The 20,239-nt window shown below is 40.2% G+C and carries 19 protein-coding genes; 8 read left to right on the top strand and 11 right to left on the bottom strand.

Annotated elements, in window-relative coordinates:
- The first annotated feature begins 7 nt into the window (after positions 1-7).
- Positions 8-949, top strand: a complete 942-nt coding sequence (locus tag PQO03_RS20670; RefSeq protein ID WP_274153083.1) for an ArsR/SmtB family transcription factor — start codon at positions 8-10, stop codon at positions 947-949.
- Positions 950-1,110: 161 nt separating this feature from the next.
- On the opposite strand, the gene PQO03_RS20675 is transcribed toward PQO03_RS20670, so the two are convergent.
- On the bottom strand, positions 1,111-1,791 hold the full coding sequence (locus PQO03_RS20675) for a metallophosphoesterase (RefSeq protein WP_274153085.1): 681 nt from the start codon (positions 1,789-1,791) through the stop codon (positions 1,111-1,113).
- A 106-nt stretch (positions 1,792-1,897) separates the two neighbouring features.
- Between PQO03_RS20675 and PQO03_RS20680 the strand changes: the two genes are divergently transcribed.
- Together PQO03_RS20680 and PQO03_RS20685 are read left to right on the top strand one after the other, a co-directional pair.
- Complete coding sequence (locus PQO03_RS20680) at positions 1,898-3,448, top strand: DnaJ-like cysteine-rich domain-containing protein (protein WP_274153087.1); 1,551 nt, start codon at positions 1,898-1,900, stop codon at positions 3,446-3,448.
- 172 nt (positions 3,449-3,620) lie between these two features.
- Positions 3,621-3,905, top strand: a complete 285-nt coding sequence (locus PQO03_RS20685) for a DUF6172 family protein (protein WP_274153089.1) — start codon at positions 3,621-3,623, stop codon at positions 3,903-3,905.
- A gap of 3 nt (positions 3,906-3,908) precedes the next feature.
- Here the strand turns inward: PQO03_RS20685 and PQO03_RS20690 are convergent, their stop codons facing one another.
- Genes PQO03_RS20690 through ruvA form a run of 5 tightly spaced genes read right to left on the bottom strand, consistent with a single transcriptional unit; the run spans position 3,909 to position 8,220 of the window.
- Positions 3,909-4,709: a hypothetical protein gene (locus tag PQO03_RS20690; protein ID WP_274153091.1), complete on the bottom strand. Its 801-nt coding sequence runs from the start codon at positions 4,707-4,709 to the stop codon at positions 3,909-3,911.
- A gap of 13 nt (positions 4,710-4,722) precedes the next feature.
- Positions 4,723-5,709, bottom strand: coding sequence for an RluA family pseudouridine synthase (locus PQO03_RS20695; RefSeq protein WP_274153094.1), 987 nt, complete (start codon positions 5,707-5,709; stop codon positions 4,723-4,725).
- Positions 5,699-6,571, bottom strand: coding sequence for a YicC/YloC family endoribonuclease (locus tag PQO03_RS20700; protein ID WP_274153096.1), 873 nt, complete (start codon positions 6,569-6,571; stop codon positions 5,699-5,701). The genes PQO03_RS20695 and PQO03_RS20700 overlap by 11 nt, the downstream gene beginning before the upstream one ends.
- Positions 6,568-7,593, bottom strand: a complete 1,026-nt coding sequence (gene ruvB, locus PQO03_RS20705; RefSeq protein WP_274153098.1) for a Holliday junction branch migration DNA helicase RuvB — start codon at positions 7,591-7,593, stop codon at positions 6,568-6,570. The genes PQO03_RS20700 and ruvB overlap by 4 nt, the downstream gene beginning before the upstream one ends.
- A 6-nt stretch (positions 7,594-7,599) precedes the next feature.
- Positions 7,600-8,220 (bottom strand): Holliday junction branch migration protein RuvA, encoded by a 621-nt coding sequence (ruvA, locus tag PQO03_RS20710; protein ID WP_274153100.1) that lies wholly within the window; start codon positions 8,218-8,220, stop codon positions 7,600-7,602.
- Between the two features lie 137 nt (positions 8,221-8,357).
- Between ruvA and PQO03_RS20715 the strand changes: the two genes are divergently transcribed.
- Positions 8,358-9,020: a DUF6901 family protein gene (locus PQO03_RS20715; RefSeq protein WP_274153101.1), complete on the top strand. Its 663-nt coding sequence runs from the start codon at positions 8,358-8,360 to the stop codon at positions 9,018-9,020.
- 72 nt (positions 9,021-9,092) lie between these two features.
- Positions 9,093-10,001 carry a mechanosensitive ion channel family protein gene (locus PQO03_RS20720; RefSeq protein ID WP_274153103.1) on the top strand — a complete coding sequence of 303 codons (909 nt, stop codon included), beginning with the start codon at positions 9,093-9,095 and terminating at the stop codon, positions 9,999-10,001.
- A gap of 57 nt (positions 10,002-10,058) precedes the next feature.
- Here PQO03_RS20720 and dgt read toward each other — a convergent pair whose 3' ends face one another.
- From dgt to PQO03_RS20745, 5 genes are read right to left on the bottom strand one after another with little or no spacing between them, the layout of a single operon-like run.
- A complete protein-coding gene (gene dgt, locus PQO03_RS20725; RefSeq protein WP_274153105.1) occupies positions 10,059-11,507 on the bottom strand; it encodes a dGTP triphosphohydrolase in 1,449 nt (482 codons plus the stop codon).
- On the bottom strand, positions 11,507-12,223 hold the full coding sequence (locus tag PQO03_RS20730; RefSeq protein ID WP_274153107.1) for an HAD-IA family hydrolase: 717 nt from the start codon (positions 12,221-12,223) through the stop codon (positions 11,507-11,509). The genes dgt and PQO03_RS20730 overlap by 1 nt, the downstream gene beginning before the upstream one ends.
- A gap of 4 nt (positions 12,224-12,227) precedes the next feature.
- Positions 12,228-13,931 (bottom strand): hypothetical protein, encoded by a 1,704-nt coding sequence (locus PQO03_RS20735; RefSeq protein WP_274153109.1) that lies wholly within the window; start codon positions 13,929-13,931, stop codon positions 12,228-12,230.
- 14 nt (positions 13,932-13,945) lie between these two features.
- On the bottom strand, positions 13,946-15,730 hold the full coding sequence (locus PQO03_RS20740) for an alanine/glycine:cation symporter family protein (RefSeq protein ID WP_274153111.1): 1,785 nt from the start codon (positions 15,728-15,730) through the stop codon (positions 13,946-13,948).
- A gap of 16 nt (positions 15,731-15,746) precedes the next feature.
- Positions 15,747-16,520 carry a zinc ribbon domain-containing protein gene (locus PQO03_RS20745; protein WP_274153113.1) on the bottom strand — a complete coding sequence of 258 codons (774 nt, stop codon included), beginning with the start codon at positions 16,518-16,520 and terminating at the stop codon, positions 15,747-15,749.
- 316 nt (positions 16,521-16,836) lie between these two features.
- Between PQO03_RS20745 and tig the strand changes: the two genes are divergently transcribed.
- From tig to clpX, 3 genes are read left to right on the top strand one after another with little or no spacing between them, the layout of a single operon-like run.
- A complete protein-coding gene (gene tig / locus PQO03_RS20750) occupies positions 16,837-18,177 on the top strand; it encodes a trigger factor (protein ID WP_274153114.1) in 1,341 nt (446 codons plus the stop codon).
- A 26-nt stretch (positions 18,178-18,203) separates the two neighbouring features.
- On the top strand, positions 18,204-18,803 hold the full coding sequence (locus tag PQO03_RS20755; RefSeq protein ID WP_274153116.1) for an ATP-dependent Clp protease proteolytic subunit: 600 nt from the start codon (positions 18,204-18,206) through the stop codon (positions 18,801-18,803).
- Between the two features lies 1 nt (position 18,804).
- Positions 18,805-20,094 (top strand): ATP-dependent Clp protease ATP-binding subunit ClpX, encoded by a 1,290-nt coding sequence (clpX, locus tag PQO03_RS20760; RefSeq protein WP_274153118.1) that lies wholly within the window; start codon positions 18,805-18,807, stop codon positions 20,092-20,094.
- Positions 20,095-20,239: the final 145 nt, after the last annotated feature.

Consider the following 20,239-nt stretch of genomic DNA (forward strand, 5'->3'; position numbering starts at 1 on the left):
GAAAGACATGTTAAAAAATACCTTCAGTGACGAAGATCACACCCTCATTCTCAAAGCACTTGCCGACGAAACTCGCTTAAGGCTCATTCGTATTTTGCAAAAAGAAGAACTGAATGTTCAGGAAATCTGTGAGATCACCACCCTACCCCAACCGAAAATATCGCGTCACTTAGCGATCCTGAAAAACTCAAATTTACTCAATGATAGGCGTGATGGCACTCGAATTTTCTATACTGCCATTAACTTAAATAAGAGTTGCCCTAGCTTAGCTGAGTATATCAATACACTCGTGGGTTTCGATCATCCCGATTTATCTCGCTTGGAAAAAGTCATTCAAAAACGCGCGAAAGAAAGTCGGGCGGTAATGCACGGCCTCGCCGATCAATGGGATGAAGTTATTTCCTCTCTTCATCATCCTGGCGCGGCAGTATTTGCCTTGCCAGGCTTTGCGCCTAAGGGAATGAAAATTGCCGATCTCGGTTGTGGTACGGGTTTGCTTCTACCCCTACTTGATCGCTTTGATGGTGAAATCTATGCGGTGGATCAGAGTGAAGTGATGCTTGCGAAAGCCCAACAACGGGCCGAAGAAAATAAATTGGGTCAGATAAATTTTGTTCAAAATGACCTCAACTCTGGGGAACTTAAGATCCCTCAGTGTGATGCCCTACTCTTGCACTTTGTTATGCACCAAATCCCCAGTCCTCAAAGTTTATTGAAATCGATTGCCAATCGCTGTGTCGATAAGGGTCGCATCATCATTGTCGATATGAATCGCCACGAAGACGAAAGCACGCGCGAACGCTTTGGCTCTGTATGGTTGGGTTTTGACCAAGCTCAAGTCGAAGAATGGTTACTGGAAGCAGGATTTAGTCAAATCAATTTCTCTAGCTTGCAAGACAAATCTCAGGCAGGAAAAAATCCCTTCGTCTGCATCGCCGTCAAAGAGTAACACGATTAGGTAGATGATGCCGTAGATTTATTATCTGGTGCTTCGCACACGAGGGAGCTCTGCCCCTCGAGCTCCCCGCAAGGACCTGCCGGCCCTTAACCCGGCGAATTGAGTACTTCGTACTCACCTTGCGGCGTTAGATGGGTAATCGTAAAGAATAATTAATAATTGAACTGCTTCTGCTGCTTACTTTTCACTTGTACAATGTGCTTACTTGGAAATAGGTAAGCCGATAAATGGCCCCCATAAACACAGCCGGTATCGAGTCCCATAATACGTCCGTATTCACAAACGGACTTTTTAGCCCAGTGACCGTGAATAATTTCTCGCTTACCCGGCTTTAAATAGGCATACTCTTCATACCATGGCGTTAAATCATTTGCGTGCTTATCTTTAGCAAAAAGTTCTTTCGTCTTTTTGTTGACATAGCGAACCGTAAATAAATCTCTTGCTACCGTATCTTTGATTTTAGCATAGGGAGATAAACCGGCGTGGACCGCAATAAAATCTTTTTCCTTTATGTACAGTGGTAAAGACTCTAACCAAGAAAGGATTTCTTTTTTTGAATAGACTGAGTCGGCAATGATTTTTTCTCCTTCAGCATACATCTTACACTCACCTACTATGGCTCTCTGAAGCCAGTCCTCATGATTGCCTTTGACCACTTCTAATGTATTAGCAATGAAGTAATCTAATACCGCGGCTGACTGAGGACCTTTATTGATTATATCACCCACAGAAATAAGGCGATCTGATACAGGATCATAATTAACTTTTTTTAATAAGTCTAGGAACTCAGTATAGCAGCCATGGATATCTCCAACAAAAACCTTTCTTTTCAATTTAACTTCCATTTATTATTGAATACTCTTTATAGAAAATTTGTCTAAACTTGCTATAGTTTCTGATTATAAAAATACATTATTTTGCCATATGGAACAGTTTAAAATGAAAAAAATCTTTTATCTCTTGTGTTTATTACTCATAAATTCACTATCTGCTTTGGACTCTGCCGATCTACAGATAATTAAAAATGGCATCAATAATGCTTCTCCTAATTTTGGCAGCCCACAAATAGAATTATTCTTAGAAGATAGTTCCCTATCCAGTGAAAGCCTAATCCTTGAACGATTACTCGCGCTCTACCAACTCAAAGATCAAAAATTTGATCCAAATAAATCGCAACTAAATGAAACTTACCTCGATAAAATAAAGAGCCTAGATAACCCCTCTTTAAATATTGAACTCAAAAAACAGTTTAGACTTTTGGTTATTATAAGTGCCTCCAATCACGAGCGTAATACAGGTCATACCATCAGCTCTCTAGACCCCATTATTTTCGAGGCTCCTAATACTGAAGTCGTCAATATTGAAGGGACGAAGTTACCTGAAGAGAGTATCACACAAGGAGAAGATTTAGAAGTAAGTGTTAAACTTATCAATACAGCCTTAAATGACATCGCCGAAAATGAGGCGAGGGGCTTATACAATTTAGCGAAACTTAGTTTCAAAATAAAAAATCCGATCTTGCAAGGGGCCGTGACTAAAACAACACTGCTCGGTCTCATTAAAAATAAGCATGCAAAAACGAGCTCGTATCGTGCGGCGGTTGAAAAAAGCATGGGTAAAGAAATGACTGCCTTTGCTTATGGCTCAGACTTTTTCAAAACTTGCCCGACTTGCTCTGGAGAAGGACAAAACGAAAGCGATTGTCGTTCCTGTGAACAGGGTCAATGCTCCAACAACGCATGCCAAAAGGGTATGGTCATCTATAAAGGCCTGAGCGCACAAATCGTGCGCAAAGATTGCCCTACATGTAAAGGCACGGGGTCTTGCGCTAAATGTGCTGGTGCAGGAATCATATTCTCCAATTGTCGCTCTTGTGCTGGCAAGGGCAAAATATTCACATCAGAAAATGCCCCCATTCTCTTTGTGGAATCCCTGAGTCAACTCAGAAACTTAGCCGATGAAATCGCTAAAAATCCTAATATGCGTGATCCTGAGCGACTAAGTTCTAGGCCAGAGATGATTCTTCCCGAACTGTCTCAAGAGCTTCCCCGCCTTGAAAATGCGATCACTGAAAAACCGATGAATAAAAATACTGTTGCTGAAGCCAATAGCTTTGATTTTGATCCTCCTAGTATTGGCAGCAAGGTTGTTGAGGGTAAAACACCGCAGCACTTAAAGCTTGTTGTTGAAGAATTCTACGATCGTTTAAAAGCTCAACAAAGACAAAATGGCGTCACCTTAGCTTCGCGCATTTATGCCTTAGATAAAGACAATAAAGGCAACTTCAAAACAACCCTTTATATTACTGCCACTGACGACCTCCTTAACGATGCTCGCAAACATGATATCCTCATTGGTTTATTTGAATTCTGGAAAATGCGCTGTGGCTCTAATAGTGTGCTACAGGTTGGCGGTGCATGTATCTTGATTTTAGATGAAGATGATAAAGTTATTGGCGTGGCCAATAGCGCCACAGATATTCAAATCTAAAATATTGTATTGACTCAATGGTGGACAAGGCACGATAAATTCGCCCTCTTGGCCCCAGATGCAAAAAAATTTGCTTTTGTCGAATCCCTAAGGAAAAAGCAATAAAGATGACAACTTGATTCGAACTATTGATGCAACCCACTATAATGGTCGCAATTAAACTAGGAATATCATGAAAAAAACTTTTCAACTTGCTCACCCAAAAATTAAGTATCCACGCATGATTGAAGCGATTAAAGCTGACATCAGAAAATACCTCAAACGCAATCGCCGTAAGACTTTACCTGAGGGTTTCGACTTCTGGGACTTTGATTGTAAGTTTGGCGCTATCGAAAGTGATGCCGAAAAAGTTCACCTTACAGAAATTGATAAGCATATCAATCAAGCTGAAAAAGATGAACTTCAATCATTCTACGTCGAAATTATTGGCCGCGCTGCCAAGCGTCAAAAAAAGTAGATCTTAGAGATTTAAAACAAAGAAAAAGCGACCTTGAATCATGTGCATCATTCGCGCCAATGATTCTGGTCGATGCATCCAGCGCACCACTTCTTCGATTGAATAGTGACGGATTTCTATCCAGTGCCCTGCGGCATCCATTAAAGCTAAGTCCCGAGACATTTTTTCTAATTGTTTAGGGACGGGTTCTAAATCATGGCAAAGTCGATGCATAAACTCGGCCCAAGCCTCTTGATCATGAAGCGCTTCTTCCAAGCAGAGTTCGACGCCAATCAAATCCAAGAGTAAATGCTGGCGAATGGAATCGCCCCATTGAATTTGTTTGATTGAGCCTGACAAAGGCACTAAATGTAAATCTTTGAGTCTTTGTTGGATTTTCGGCTCGAGAGCCTTCAGCCTCATCTTATGTGCGGCATGATCCATCGCTACATCAAATAAATGCACAAAGCGTTCACGCTTATGGGCATGCCACCACGCGGCTTCTTGCTTAGATCGCAAAAGGTCTACCGCCATTTGGAATTCACTTCCTTTCTCTTTTAAGTCATTAACATTTTCAGTTATAAACTTAAAAAAATCATAGCGAATGAGCTCGGCACTAGGAATTAATGTGGGCATACCAGTAAGTTTTGGTAAACCACTGCGAGCATTATCTGCTTTCGCAAATTTTTGTTTATCCTGAGCTTCGGTTTTCCAACATTCTTTACAGAGTCGAGCTTGATGAAATTTTTTCATGCGAGAGAACTGGCCATTGGCAATTTGATAAGTTTCGATATGCCCACAGCTATGTTTAATTTCTCTCAACATGATTGCACCTAGTTTAGCTTAATATAAGTTCTTCTAATTCTTTAGGCAAAGAACTTTTAAATACGAGCTCTTCTCCGCTCATGGGGTGTACGAATGACATCAGTGAGCAATGCAAAGCTTGACGCCCTACACGCATACGCTTTTTGTCCTCTGCGCTTAGTGCGCCATCAATAAAGGACAAGAAAAATTGTTCATCAAGACCATAAATTTTATCTCCTACTAAGGGAAAACCCAAAGACAATAAAGTGGCACGAATCTGATGTGTCCTTCCCGTATGTAAACGGCAATGTAAATGGCTTAGTTCTTGCGATCTTCGCAAAACAGAGAAATCGGTATGCGCAGAGAATTTGCCATGCTCTTGCCAGTTTTCGTCTTCAGTGAAGGAAAATTTCTTGCGAATTAGACTCGACTCAGCCGGCCCCATAAAGCCCTTTGCTACATAATCGTCCCAAAGCACATTGCCTTCCACTACGACATCATATTCTTTCCCAACTTGGCGGCGTTCAAATTGCTTACCCAAAACGGATGCCGCTTTAGAATGCCTTGCAACCAGAACTAAGCCCGAAGTCTCGCGATCCAAACGATTCATAATATGAACATTTCCATACTTTTTCACAAGGAAATACCACAGCGTATTTTTGAAGAAGCTCCCGGCAGGATGCACGGGGAGGTCACCCGTTTTTTCCACCATCAACATATCTTCATCCTCATAAATAACCTTGAAATCCGCATCAATTTTGGGCTCCGGAATATTAGTCACATCAAGTGAAACAATATCTCCCGCTTTGAGGATATAATGATGATCGTCAATGGCTTTGCCATTGATTTGAGAGCTTCCATCCTGTAAGGACTCAATCCAAACTTCTCGGGATCGATAGGTGAATTTGGTACACAAAAAATCTAAGACTTCATGGCCTTCCGTTTCTCGAGTAATTTTTTTACGGACAAGTCGAAGCATTTCTTCAATTTCTTCAGCCGTCTTGGGTACTTTACTCGACATTAGCCATCTGCTCACGACACTTTTCTAATTCTGCTTTAAAGCGAACTACGAGTGCTGACAAACTTGCGTGACTCGATTTTGATCCCGTCGTATTAACTTCTCTGCCCATTTCTTGCATGAGGAAATCCATTTCACGGCCCACCGGCTCAGTCTTATCAATAAGTTTTTTAAATTGCTTTAAATGAGCCTGTAAACGAACCACTTCTTCAGTAATATCGCTTCTATCGCTATAAATAATCAGTTCTTGAGCAATGCGATTTTCATCGATATCTACATCGAGTGCCGCTTCTTTGATTCTTTCACTTAGACGTTCGCGATATTCTTCTAAGGCCTGAGGATAAGTGGATTCAATTTCTTGCTGTAAGTCATGCATGAGTTCATAGCGCTTCACCAAATCGACTTTCATTTCCGCACCTTCTCTGGTGCGATTTTCAAGTAATTGAATTAAGGCTTTATCTAAAGCTTCACTCGCACATACAATGAGCTTTGCTTCATCAAAAGACTTACCACTATCTTCCAATACTCCAGGGATGCTCATTAAGCGCACTGTATCCGGAGTGAAGTCCATTCCAATTTCTTGATGGATTTCTTTGAGTTGATCAATATACGAAAGTATCAATTCTTTATTGATTTTAGCTTTTGATGCGCCGGAATTTAATGAAATACTGAGGCTGCCAGTCACCATTCCACGCGCTAATACTGCACCAATTTTCTTCCGGATAATGCCTTCTAAAGCTAGATATTCACGTGGGTAATTCACCCGCATATCTAAGCCTTTACGATTCACTGTAGATAACTCTACAATAATACTAAAATCTTCTATGCTGGCTTCGCCGCGGCCATAACCCGTCATACTTTTCATAATTTTGGTAAATCCTGTTCATTGCTTTGGTTTTCTTGAACGCCAAGCATTTGTTTAGTTTTTCGTGAAATAACTCGTCCTGTTTGTGTCCGCACTAAATATCCTTCTTGAATCAAGTAGGGCTCATAGACTTCTTCTAATGTCCCGACTTCTTCGCCTACGCTTACAGCAATATTTTTTATGCCTACGGGGCCACATTCGAAATTGAAAGCAATTGTTTTCAAAATTTTCTTATCCATTTCATCCAAGCCATTGCTATCAATATTCAACATATTCAAGGCTTTATTCGCCAGCTCCAAAGTCACAAAGCCATCTGCTTTCACTTGTGCATAATCACGCACCCAATGTAAGAGGTTGTTGGCAATACGCGGTGTTCCACGACTGCGGCCGGCCACTTCATCACTCGCTTGATGATCCATTTCGCATTTAATGAGTTCAGATGAACGTTTCACGATGCGACCTAATTCTTCTGGACTATAATACTCCAAGCGATGAACATGCTGACACCTAGATCTAAGTGGGGCCGAACATAAGCCTAAGCGCGTTGTGGCTCCCACTAAAGTGAATTTAGGAATATTGAGTCGTACTGACCTCGCCCCCACACCTTGATCAATCATGATGTCGATAAAAAAATCTTCCATTGCCGAGTACAGGTATTCTTCAATGGCAATTGGGAGGCGATGAATTTCATCGATAAATAAAATATCTCCATCAGTCAAACTCGTGAGTAAGCCAGCTAGATCGCCTGGTTTTTCTAGGACTGGGCCGGAAGAAGTTTTAATTCCTTTGCCACGTTCATTAGCCACTATGTAGGCTAAAGTCGTCTTACCTAAGCCAGGAGGACCACTCAAAATAAAGTGCCCCATGGCTTCATCGCGCATCTTGGCCGCTTCCACAAAAATCGACAAGCGTTCTTTTACTTGATCTTGCCCGGGGAAATCCACAAAGTACTTGGGACGCAAAATATTTTCGCTTTCGCCACTCTCTTTTTTAAGAGTTGATTCAAAAAAGTTTTCAGACATATTGACCTAGCTATTCAATGCAGACAGAGCTGCTTTAATTATATTTTCTGAATTGCGTTGCTCCACAGTCAGTGAATCAAAGATACTCTTGACCGTTTTCCTAATCATATCTGGACGGTAACCCAAAGCTTCTAAAGCCATAATGGCATCATTGAATGCTTCTTTATCTTGTGCAGACATATCGTCATCTGCTATCCTTGCGACCATCGCAGAAGTGAGGCCTAAAGCACTTACTTTATCTCGCAATTCAACGACCATGCGCTCTGCCATTCTTTTCCCGACACCTGAAACCTTACTCAAGATTTTTACATTGCCTTCCTGAATCGCTTCACAAAATGTTTCAATCGGAAAGGCTGATAGCGCGGCTAAGGCCAATTTTGGACCAATGCCACTCACTGATGTAATCATCTTAAAAAAACTTCTTTCGTCATCTGTCGCAAAACCATAAAGACTCATGGCGTCTTCTCGTACCACCATATGAATCCGCAACGCCACCGGTGAGCCTACTTTTGGCAGGCGATCATAAGTGCTCATGGGTATATCTACATAGTACCCGACTCCACCTACATCGATCACTGCACTGCTCAATTCGAGCTCAACTAACTGCCCTTTTAAATGCGCTATCATTATAGTGACCTTAATTAATTTAAAAATATCAATGAATATAGGTTAAACTGTCTTCATTTCCCGACAATTTCAGATAAAGCTGCTTAAAAACTTTGATTGCCAATTCTCAAAGCATACCTTATAAAATGATAAAGAAGATGGAAATAATTTTTAATAATGAAGCTGATGGTGAACCCATTAGTTGGGGCTTTGATTATACCCATACCAAAAGTATAAATATCCAGCAAGATGGCAATGACTCAAAGGCTGATTGGTTGAAGCTAGATAATCATAAATGTGCCAACTGTACCCTTGCACAAGGCGATTACCCTACTTGTCCTGCAGCACGAGCACTGAATTCTTATGCCAAAAATATCATCAATAAAAAGTCTATTGATAAAGCCACTGTGAAAGTATGGGAGAGCTCTGGTCGCTATATAGAATTTAAAGATCGACCACTGCAAGATATTACTGGTGAACTTGTACGAATTGCCGTTTTTCAATCTGCCTGCCCCGTTGGCCGCCAAGCAAGAAAAATCATCGATTTCATCCCCCCTTTTCCCACAAAAGAAGAAGTCATTCATGCTTTTACTTTATTTTTTGCGGTACAAAAACTTCAGAATGAGAATCGTGACGACAAAAAGGATGCTGATTACCTCAACATCCTCAATGATTTATTTACTAACCTAAGTCATCGCGTTCAAGACTTTGCCAAAGGTGACGCTGGTATCAATGGCGTACTTATTTATCACTCATTAACAGTGCTGATGTCACTCTCTATCACCAAGCAGTTAGAACATAAACTCAAATCATTCGATTAAATCATTACTAAATTTGGTGTTTTTTATTCTATCCACTATTTTGTTTCACATAACAAAAAATAGGATAGAATTATGAACTCATTTTTATTTGCTGCCGCTGATGCTGTAGCTCCAACTGAAGCAGATGCCATCATAGGCAGTGAACCAATGTCTGAATCAACTTTTCCCCTCATGGAAAAAGGTTTCGAATTTTTACAAGTGTATGGTCTCCCCATTATCCATGCCATCATCATTTACTTTATTGGTGTCAAAGTTGTTCGCTATGCAACGAAATATATTTGCCACTTAATGAAAAAAAGTAAAACTGATGAAACATTAGTGAAATTTGCTAGCCACCTCATCAATGCAACAGGAGTCGTCTTTGTCATCATTGGTGCATTAACTAAGCTTGGCATGCCAACCACTTCCATGGTCGCAGTTGTCGGTGCCGCAGGCCTTGCGATTGGCCTCTCTTTACAAGGAGCACTTTCAAATTTTGCTGCGGGTATTTTAATTATTATGTTCAAACCTTTCAAGGTCGGTGATCTTATTGATGCCGGCGGAACCGTCGGCACTGTACGTGAAATAGAACTTTTCACCTCTAAACTCATTACTCCTGATAATAAAACTGCCGTCATTCCTAATTCATTACTCACTGCAGACAAAATTATCAACTTTACCGAAACAGAAGACATCCGTGTTGACTTAACTTTCGGCTGTAGCTATGGCGATGATAATGACAAAGTTAAAAGTGTACTAATGAATATCTTGACCTCTGACCCTAGAGTTCTAACAGAACCTGCACCAATGGTTTCTATTTCAGGTCATGGTGATAGCAGTATTAACTACGCAGTTCGCCCTTGGTGTAAAGCTGTAAATTACTGGGATGTATATTTCGATATGCATGAAAAAGTCAAAAAAGAATTTGATGCTCAAGGTATATCTATACCATTCCCACAAAGAGATCTACACATCGTTTCAGGCACAGGTAAAATTTCTTAATTCATTAGTTAGTTAAGAAATATCGACTAAAAGAGCTGCTTTCTTAGGCAGCTCTTTTTATTGCTTTCTCTTGAGTAAATCTTCGTAGGTTGTGACTGCATAAGTATCGGTCATACCCGATAACATATCGGTCATTAACTGCATACGACAATAAGCTTCTGGAAACTCCCCTTGCTGAACGGCATGGTGAAAAACGCGACGATAGTTTTCTGAAATTCGTTCAAAGACATACTTTGAATAAGGACTCGCTAGCTCACCCTTGTCTTCACAATCATTAATTGCCTCCCAAAATATATCGAGTAGACCGGTAATTGTATTAAAGCCTTGAAGCTCTAGCCCTAGGACATCACGATTGCGGTATATGTGGCGATAGCAAAATTTCTTTAATAATGCTGACAAACGCTTCGCTCCACAAACTACAAGTAAGTCCTGCTTAAACTCACCCTTCAAAATCGCCATATAATTATCTGTAAATGCCTGGCGAGCACTCTGCATTAAAGTATTAATTGCATAGACTCGAAATTTGACCATGGCGATATCATTAAGTTCATGATAAGATAAATCATCAATATCGGAGTAATTCCCATAATCTCTGGACGTACGATTAATGACTTCCGATACATGCTCATCGGGATCCTCTTCATTAGCAGATTTTAGAAATGAAATAATATCTGCATAAGAAATAACACCTTTTTTTACGGCATCTTCGATATCTAAAACTGAGTAAGCAATATCATCGCAGGCTTCCATAATATAAGTTAATGGATTTCTTTGTTCATGTAAACCCGTGTACGATTCTATCTCATCTATGACAGCTTTTTCAGATGCAAAATAGCCAAACTTGCCCTTAGCTAAGTCTTGCTTTTTATTCACCTTATGAGAAGGAACTATATACTTTAGTAAAGCAGATAAAGTCCCAAGCGTTAAATTTAAGCCATACAGATCATTAAGCACCTGAAGATGAGTCACAATCCTTACTGTTTGAGCATTTCCTTCAAACTTCAAAAAATCTTGTTGCTGTTGCTCAGTAAAACCCTTAAATAAGCCCGGCTCTGCTTCAAGCCTGCGCCTAAACCAATACTGAATCGCACTTTCCCCTTCATGACCAAAAGGAGGGTTACCCATATCGTGTACTAAGCCAATAGTGGCTAAAACTACGGGTATATTTCTTTGTGGTAAAATCGCATCCGGAAAAAGCTCCGGTGAATTAAATACCAAATCATTCCCAAAACTTCTCGCTAGACTACTCACCTCGTAACTATGAGTTAAACGACGACGAATAGTATCGTATTTTTTCTCTAGCGGAAAAACCTGAGTTTTATCTATCAAGCGACGAAAAGGCGTAGAGAATAAAATACGATCATGATCGGATTCAAATGCTGTACGTGCTCCCGAATAAGCATTCGGCAAGGGCTCACGTTTATGTGCAATATCTTTCATACGTACTGGACACATAAGCTTTGGCCAGAATGATTTTATTAGGTCCTGATCATAAACGTTCGGCATTAGAGCTCTGACTCCAAAATTTTATCAATATCTAAAATGGTATTAGACACGTAATCACTTTCTTTATTACCTTCTGAAAAACTAGTAAATTTCGGTAGAATCCAAAATGTTTTGATTCCAGCTGCCTTCGCACCCTTTATGTCTGAGTTTAATGAATCCCCTGAATGAATAGCTTCATTTGGCAAACAATTGGCTACGCTACAAGCTTTATCAAAAATGCTTTTAGCTGGCTTTTGCTCGGGCTCGAGGCCGCCAATAATAATATGGTCACAATAATCTTTCATCTTTACTTGCTCAACTTTTGGGATTTGTGAGTACGCTGGACCATTAGTAATAAGAATGATTTTGTACTGACTACGCAAAGTCTTTAACATTGCGGTTACACCTAAATAAAAATCATAGTATTCAATGCGTTTTTTATCAAATAAGGATACATAAGACATCAGATCATCAGTGGCTTTGATCTCATGTTTCTTTAAAAAATAATCAAAAACAAAATGACGATAATCGGATTCATCATCAATGACTGAAGTCAATTGCTTAAGCTCTTCATCAAGCTCACGGTAAATAGCCGCTAAGTACTGACTCACAAAAGTCTCATGATCAAAATGATCATGAGATGAAAGCTCATTAATTAGCCAATTGACGGCTTTTAGATTGGCACCCTGTGTATCACAGAGTGTATCATCCATATCAAAAAATAAAGCCTTGAACAAGTGCTTATTTTCCTACTGCACGCATGCTTGTCTTGCCGTCTTTTAAGGCCACTGTATAAACTTCACGCCCACTAAGGTAATCAAATAAATGGATACGACCATTTTCATTTAAACCTGCAACATTATTTCCGTCAATAACAACTTTATAAAGTGCTCCCGATTCAATTAATAATGATTTTGAATCGTTCACCACCCATTTATTACCATTGTATTCTGTTGTCAAAATTGCCTTACCACCTGCAATCACTAAGGAATCATCTGAAACAAATAATAAGGATTTAGCCGCAGTTACTTTTCTGGATAAAGACGAAAATCTCGACGATTTCAGATTATAAACCAAGACCTCTGTACTCGCGTCGGCATCTACATATGAGATCGCACAATGCGCGGAACCAGGACTTAGAACTACATTGATCTGACTTTCGCTATTGAGCGTCACAGGCAAATCAAAGTTCTTTACAGACTTCTTGCTTATATAGTTATAAATATATACTTTGTTAGAAGCGACAAAGGCAATATCACCATTTGCAGAAATGTCTGCCGCAAGAGCGAAACCACCCGTACCAAACAAAGGGCGACCGACAAATGCTTTTTGGCGATAATCATAGAGTCTCCCCGACGCATCAACACCATAGCGACCATCACTACTCTGTCCCACTAAACCTTGAAAACGCCCTGTAGCAAATGACTTAGAAGCCACTTTACTCACGCTCTTTGTTTCGATATTGATCTCATAGCTTTTATCCAGTTCATTGACGCGTAATACATCACCTGTGAATTTAGCTGTGCTAAATAATTGATAAGGGGCTTTAACATCCATTACTTTATTTGAACGCTTAATTAAGGATCCCACTGAGTAAGCACTTGAATCTGCGCTCATATTCATCTTCCCTACAGGGAATTTCCTACTCACCTCTGATCGACCTGTGTCTAAATTGAGATTGCCACCATTAAAATAAGCTTTTGATAATTTATCATCACACTCAATTTCATTAATCGCAGAAGTCAACATATAACTTTGTATCAAATCTCCAGTATTCGCATTATGCAAAGAGACACCACGGCCATTCTGGTGTAAAACCATAACTTTGCTACCATCTTCAGCTATACGTACTTTTCTGATTTTTCCTGTCACCTTCACAAAACTTTTCGCAGGCTTAAAAATCCATGTTTTTGGAGATTTCAAAATGATGAATCTTCTATCGTTAACAAATATGTACTTACCATCTTTACTGATATCATACGCGTTGATAAATGTAGAATCTGGGAAAGGCAACTCTGCGCGTTTCACAATTTTACCATCGCGATATTCATAAAAATATATTTGTTTATTTGAGGATAAAGCTATCGTGCTATCATAACCCGTAACGTGTAATTCTACACTAGAAGAAATAGCATAATTGAGTCGTAGACTTGCTTTCTCTACTCCATTTTTATCCAAAACTTTTAACTGCTTTGTTTGGCCTTCTAAAGCCACAATATAACTATCATCACTACTAAATTTGGCTGTGGTTATTGTATAGCCATTACGATTCAAAAGTTTCTTTTCAGTGCCATTCTTGTCAAGTAAAACAAAGTCACGCCCCGCAACGAGGTATTCTTCGCCTGATTTATCGAAGGAAACTTCTCCATTTCGATTCCCATGCTCATCAGCCGCAACGATAAAGCTTGAACAGAAAAAAGTACCCCATATTAGTTTCTTGTACATATCACACTCTCCAATTACTTAGTTGGGGCAATTTCGCCCGATTTTAATTTATTAACATAATCCTTAGCCCAGCCGCGTACTTTACCCGACAAAATGACCATCCCTATAATATTTGGCAATGCCATCCCGAGGATCATCGCATCCGAAAAGTCCAATACCGATCCAGGCTCTACCACAAATCCAACAAGTACGCAAAGAACAAATATCACCCTGAAGCATACAAGTGTACTCACTCCTGCTCCGTTTTTATAAAAGCGATCGACTAAGTAAATCCATCCTCGTTCACCATAATAACACCAAGATACCATCGTCGAAAAGGCAAAAAGAACTATACATACTGTCAGAATCTGAGGCATAACTCCGCCTAGTGTACCCCAAGCTGCTGAAGTTAACTGAGAGCCATCAAACTCCGGGTGTATATTACAAACATCTGTAATGACGATAACTAAGCCCGTCATACTACATACTATAATTGTATCAATAAAGGGCCCGATCATTGCCACCACACCTTCCATTACTGGCTCTTCATTTTTTGCTGCCGCATGGGCAATTGACGCAGAGCCAAGACCCGCTTCATTAGAAAAAGCAGCCCTCTGAACACCCATAATTAAGACACCAATAAACCCACCAAACATAGCTTCATTACTAAACGCCATTGAGATAATGCTACTTACTGCAGGAAAAATCTCCTTTGGATTAGAGCCAATTATCACTAATGAGACAATGACGTAAAGAGCGCACATCCCAGGAACTATAAACTCAGTGGCCGTACCAATACGTTTAATACCACCCAAAATCACCAATGCTACTAGGGCTGCCATAGCCACGCCTATGCCCCACTGCATATTAGTACTGATTTCATTGTTAAAAAAATCTTTACTAATGGCGGCTAATGTTTGACTGCCTTGGAACATATTGCCTCCTCCAAGCGCACCCCCCATAATCATCAACGCATAAAGAACTGCTAAAGCACTGCCAAAGTTTTTCAAAAATACGCCTTTATCTTTAAGAGCCAATTCTAAGTAATACATTGGCCCCCCAGAAAATGTCCCATCAGGATTAACAATGCGATATTTTTGAGCAAGAGTACAAGAAGAAAATTTTGATGCCATACCAAAAAAAGCTGCTAGAATCATCCAAAAAATGGCTCCTGGCCCTCCTGCTTTAACCGCGATTGCCACCATTGCAATATTACCCAGCCCAACTGTTGCACTAAGCGCAGAAGTTAGAGCCTTAAAATGATTAACATCACCCGCTTCATTTGGACGATCAAACTTACCTCGTACCACGGCTATCGCATGTTTGAACAATCGTAAATTGATAAAACTGTAACGGATAGTGAAAAATATCCCGCCCAACATTAGCGTAGCTACAATAAGAGGGATACCAGAACTTTTCTTAGGAAGCTTTTGTTCTACACCGCTAATCATTTTAGTTTCATAAATAGGATCCCCGTCTTTATCAGTAAGCTCCACCTTAGCTAAACCAAAAGAAAGGTCATAAAACAAAACGTCAAATATTGTTGCTGTAACTGCTTCGATAAAGCCATCCACTTTGGCTGATACCTGTTTTAATGCACCAGGCTTAGGACTTTCTGTCGAAAGTTTCCCCACAGCCAAAACATCTGTTTTTTGTGGAACTTCAGACTTGGATGAATTTGCGCTAGTCGAATCTTGCGTTTTGCCAGCTTGGCTCTCTTCAACATTTGCCTCTAGAGTATATTCTACTGTAGGCGTCTCTTGGGAGAAAAGGGTAAAGGACAAACAAAGCGTCGTTATTAAAAAAAGAACTTGTTTCATAAAATCAGTGTCGCAACTACTTCTTTTTCTTCGGTGGCTCTACGAAATTAATCACAATTAAGCCTTCTTCAGGATCTAATTCAATACTTGCAATTTGTTTAACCATCTCTTCTGGTTTATCTGATTCCGCTAACATGCTTTTAAAGTTTGCTTGGATTGTCATACTCGCAACAGTGGGCACTGGCACCCAACCTTGACTTGTTCCATCGAGAACAAACTCAGCTGTACCAGCTTCTTCATCATTAACGATTTTATAAGTGACCGATGAATAAAGATCTGTTTCAAATCCTTTATTGAGTTTCACTCTCAAAATAAATTTAAGTCTCTCTGAATCTAAAATCTTTACATAAAACTCTTGAGGAACGACAATGGCATCCACTGCCGCTGCCTTGCCTTCATCTGATTCCCAGCGACTTTTTAAATCATAATTCACCACTGCGGCCGCTTCTGCCTCGGTAAGGCTCAGTTTCTTCAAACGCATATATTTACTCACCTTATTTAGACGATTAAATAAGTACTTCTGCTTTTTCACTACTACGTCTTTTTTTAGCTCATCTTCATAGCTAGGCACATCCTGCTTCAGAAAAGCTCCAACGCCAATGAGTGCTATAAGAATAAAAACGATTAGAGAAATCAGTTGCCTTAGTACAAAAGAACTCATTTTACTTTTAGTTGCTGAATTGCTAACCTTTGGATTCAATTCTTTCATTTCAAGCTTTTCACCACATGTTCTGCAGAAAATTGCACCTAGGGGATTCTGGTTGCCACACTTATCGCACTGAATTTCCATAATATTCAAATCCTATTGATTGATTCTATTTACACTTAGCACAATATCTTATCTTGATTAGCCATCTACAAGCTCAAAAACTAGTCATAAGTCAAAATGCATTTCGAATTCGCCAGCATTCATCTCTAGAGAAGCTAACAAGCAGTCTTTTTGGATTTTTTAGGCACTTATTCAAAAAAAACTTGTTACGAGTGGAAAAAAACACTTATTACTTCATTTTTACAGTTCGTGATTTTTTGCCGGATCTAATACGAAAAATAATAAGCGGCAGAAATAAGCCCATACTTTTTAAATAAATAAAATTAGGAAATATATAATGAGCCAAGCACTCACTTACTCTATCAGTGAAGTTTCTCCTTGCCGTAAAGCAATCGCCGCTACTAGCCCAGCAAAAGACGTTACTAAACTTTTCAACAACGCCTGTAAGCAAATTGGACAACAAGCAAAACTCCCAGGCTTCCGCGATGGCAAAGCTCCTCGTACACTCATTCTACAAAAATACGGTGAGCAAATCACTAAAGAAATTCGTGAAAAGCTCGTTTCTCAAGTCGTAGACAAAGCGCGCGAAAACGAAAAATTCGAAATCGCTGGTTACCTCGACGTAGCAGAATTCACTCCTAAAGCCAACGAAGACTGCGCTTTTACTATCACGATTGATATCTATCCAGAAATCACTCTTCCTGATTATAAGTCCATCAAAGTTGAACTAGAAGAATACGTTGAAGACGAAGCTAAAATCAAAGAAGCTCTCACGGAAATGACTGCACGCTTCTCTACAATGGAAGTTGTTGATCGCCCTGCAGAAAAAGAAGACTTTGTTAAATCAAACTTCTCTACTGACCTCGAAGCTACTGAAGCCACTAAAGATGTTCTCTGCGGTGAAGATCGCTGGATCCCACTCACAGAAAACGGTTTCATCCCTGGTGCTACTGAAGCTCTCACAGGAAAAAGCAAAGGCGACAAAGTTACTTGGACTGCAAACTTCCCAGCCGACTTCCATAAAGACGACTTAGCAGGCAAAGCTGTTGAATACACTGCGGACATCATCGAAGTTCATGGACGCAACACTCCTGAACTCAGCGACGAAATCGCTGTTCAAGCTGGCGCAACTGACGTAGCTGACCTTGAAGGAAAAATCAAAGAATCAATCAAATCACAATTTGAGAACAAGCAACGCAGCGAGCAGCGCGATATCATTGTCGATCAACTCCTCGAAGGTTTTGATTGTGACTTACCTCAATCACTATTGGATCAAGAAGCACACAGACAAGTACACACAATCATGTCTGAAGAAGGACTTGACCACCACCACGACTGTGGCGATGATCATGATCACGTACACAACGATGACTGTGGACATAGCGATGAAGACAAGACCGCAGAAGCTGCTACACAAGAAAAAGCTCTTGTACGCGCTACTAAAGATCTTAAAACTCGCATGATTCTAAGAGAAGTTGCAAAGGCTGAAAAAGTTGAACTCAATCAATACGAAGTACAAATGCAACTTTACTCCATGGCTCAGCACTATGGCATGAGTGTAGAAGACCTCACTAAGCAACTTCAACAAACAAATTCTCTTCACGAGTTTACTGATCACGTCCTCATGGACAAGACTTTAGACAAAATTGTTGACATCGCTTCAGGTAAAAACGCTTAATTCATTATAATTCGGAGAATCTCAGTATGAATCCACAAAACAGTCATTACGTACCAATGGTCGTTGAACAGAGCGCTAACGGCGAACGCGGTTACGATATTTACTCACGACTACTAAAAGACCGAATTGTCATGCTGAGTACTCCAGTTGATGATCACGTTGCCTCTTTATTAGTTGCACAATTCCTTTTTCTTCAGGCGGAAGATCCTAAGAAAGATATTCAATTCTTTATCAATAGTCCTGGTGGCTCAGTCACTGCCGGTCTCATGATTTATGATACAATGCAAATCTTATCTTGTGACATTCAAACTGTATGCATCGGCCAAGCGGCGAGCATGGGTGCGGTTTTACTTGCTGCAGGTACTACAGGAAAACGCTACTGCTTACCACACTCACGTGTGATGATTCACCAACCTTCGGGTGGTGCTGGTGGTACTGCGGCAGACATCACTATTCAGGCTGCTGAAATCAAGCGCTTGAAAAAAGAGCTCTATGACATCCTAAGTCTCCACACAGGAAAAGATTACAACGCTATTGAAACAGACTCCGACAGAGACTATTTCATGAGTGGTGAAGAAGCCAAAACCTACGGCCTTGTCGATCACATAATGACAAAGAAAGCTTAATATGTCTTCAAAAAAAGCACCTACTTGCTCATTCTGCTCTCGCGATAAAGAGGAAACTGGAGAACTCATTTCCAGTCCTACAGGAAGTTACATCTGTAGTGATTGCGTAGAAATATGCTCTGACATCCTATTTCCTCAACAAAGCATGGCCGATGTAGCAGAAGAAGAAAAGGTAGCGGACGCACCGAAATCTCCCTTTAATCTTCTGGCTCCAAAGAAAATTAAATCTGTCCTTGACGACTTTGTTATCGGCCAGGACTATGCCAAACGCACTTTATCTGTAGCTGTTTATAATCACTATAAACGTGTACAAAATAACCTCTTCCATCCAGAAGGCAGAGGCGATTTAGAGATGGAAAAAAGTAATGTCTTATTACTTGGCCCTAGTGGCTGTGGTAAAACTCTTTTAGCGAAAACTCTAGCGAAAACTCTCGATGTTCCCTTTACGATTTTTGATGCTACTACCGTTACTGAAGCTGGCTACGTAGGTGAAGATGTTGAAAATATCATCCTCAGACTGATCCAAGCTGCAGATGGCGATATCGAAAAAGCTCAATACGGAATTATTTACGTCGATGAAATTGACAAAAAAGCCAAAAAAGGCGAAAACATGTCAATCACTCGTGATGTATCAGGCGAAGGCGTTCAACAGTCTCTCCTGAAAATCATTGAAGGCACACACTGCAACGTTCCTCCTAAGGGTGGTCGCAAGCATCCTAACCAAGACTACATCCAAATCGACACCAGTAATATTCTCTTCATTTGCGCCGGCGCATTCGTAGGACTTGAAGATGTAATTCGCGGTCGCCTAGGACGTCGCGTTATTGGCTTTGGCGAACAAGGCAAAGGAACTAGATCTGACGCAGATATCGAAGAAATCATGCGCGAAGTTGAACCCGGCGACCTAGTCAAGTACGGGCTTATCCCCGAGCTAATAGGGCGCTTACCAGTGATATCTGTTCTTAATCCACTCAAAGAAGATGATTTGGTTCATATTCTAACCAACGTCAAAAACTCCATCATCAAACAGTATCAATATATCTTACTGAGTGATGGCATAAAACTTAACTTTACTGATGACGCCTTAAAAGAAATGGCGCATTTAGCCATTGACAAAGGTACTGGTGCTCGTGGATTGCGCTCTATCCTAGAGAAATCAATGCTCGAACTCATGTTTGAACTTCCTAGTCGTACAGACGTAAAAGAAGTCATCATCAATAAAGAATTTGTTGCAAACGGCTCAGAACCTGAGTACATACTCAAAAAAACTAAGAGTAAAAAAAGCTCTTAAAGCAAACTTCATATCCCCTTTAGAGGCCTCTTTGTTCACAAAGAGGCCTTTTTTATTCTACCTTCACTATTTTAACTTCCTCAATTGCCTTAGCTTTGAATCACAAAATTGATTGGCATAAAATCAAATAAAAAGCATATTAGCG

Source organism: Lentisphaera profundi (assembly GCF_028728065.1).
In the GTDB taxonomy this organism is placed as follows: Bacteria; Verrucomicrobiota; Lentisphaeria; order Lentisphaerales; family Lentisphaeraceae; genus Lentisphaera; species Lentisphaera profundi.

Coding starts and splice junctions, on each gene's coding strand:
- PQO03_RS20670 (WP_274153083.1), top strand. CDS start 8: ATGTTAAAAAATACCTTCAGTGACGAAGATCACACCCTCATTCTCAAA.
- PQO03_RS20680 (WP_274153087.1), top strand. CDS start 1,898: ATGAAAAAAATCTTTTATCTCTTGTGTTTATTACTCATAAATTCACTA.
- PQO03_RS20685 (WP_274153089.1), top strand. CDS start 3,621: ATGAAAAAAACTTTTCAACTTGCTCACCCAAAAATTAAGTATCCACGC.
- PQO03_RS20690 (WP_274153091.1), bottom strand. CDS start 4,709: ATGTTGAGAGAAATTAAACATAGCTGTGGGCATATCGAAACTTATCAA.
- PQO03_RS20695 (WP_274153094.1), bottom strand. CDS start 5,709: ATGTCGAGTAAAGTACCCAAGACGGCTGAAGAAATTGAAGAAATGCTT.
- PQO03_RS20700 (WP_274153096.1), bottom strand. CDS start 6,571: ATGAAAAGTATGACGGGTTATGGCCGCGGCGAAGCCAGCATAGAAGAT.
- ruvB (WP_274153098.1), bottom strand. CDS start 7,593: ATGTCTGAAAACTTTTTTGAATCAACTCTTAAAAAAGAGAGTGGCGAA.
- ruvA (WP_274153100.1), bottom strand. CDS start 8,220: ATGATAGCGCATTTAAAAGGGCAGTTAGTTGAGCTCGAATTGAGCAGT.
- PQO03_RS20715 (WP_274153101.1), top strand. CDS start 8,358: ATGGAAATAATTTTTAATAATGAAGCTGATGGTGAACCCATTAGTTGG.
- PQO03_RS20720 (WP_274153103.1), top strand. CDS start 9,093: ATGAACTCATTTTTATTTGCTGCCGCTGATGCTGTAGCTCCAACTGAA.
- dgt (WP_274153105.1), bottom strand. CDS start 11,507: ATGCCGAACGTTTATGATCAGGACCTAATAAAATCATTCTGGCCAAAG.
- PQO03_RS20735 (WP_274153109.1), bottom strand. CDS start 13,931: ATGTACAAGAAACTAATATGGGGTACTTTTTTCTGTTCAAGCTTTATC.
- PQO03_RS20740 (WP_274153111.1), bottom strand. CDS start 15,730: ATGAAACAAGTTCTTTTTTTAATAACGACGCTTTGTTTGTCCTTTACC.
- PQO03_RS20745 (WP_274153113.1), bottom strand. CDS start 16,520: ATGGAAATTCAGTGCGATAAGTGTGGCAACCAGAATCCCCTAGGTGCA.
- tig (WP_274153114.1), top strand. CDS start 16,837: ATGAGCCAAGCACTCACTTACTCTATCAGTGAAGTTTCTCCTTGCCGT.
- PQO03_RS20755 (WP_274153116.1), top strand. CDS start 18,204: ATGAATCCACAAAACAGTCATTACGTACCAATGGTCGTTGAACAGAGC.
- clpX (WP_274153118.1), top strand. CDS start 18,805: ATGTCTTCAAAAAAAGCACCTACTTGCTCATTCTGCTCTCGCGATAAA.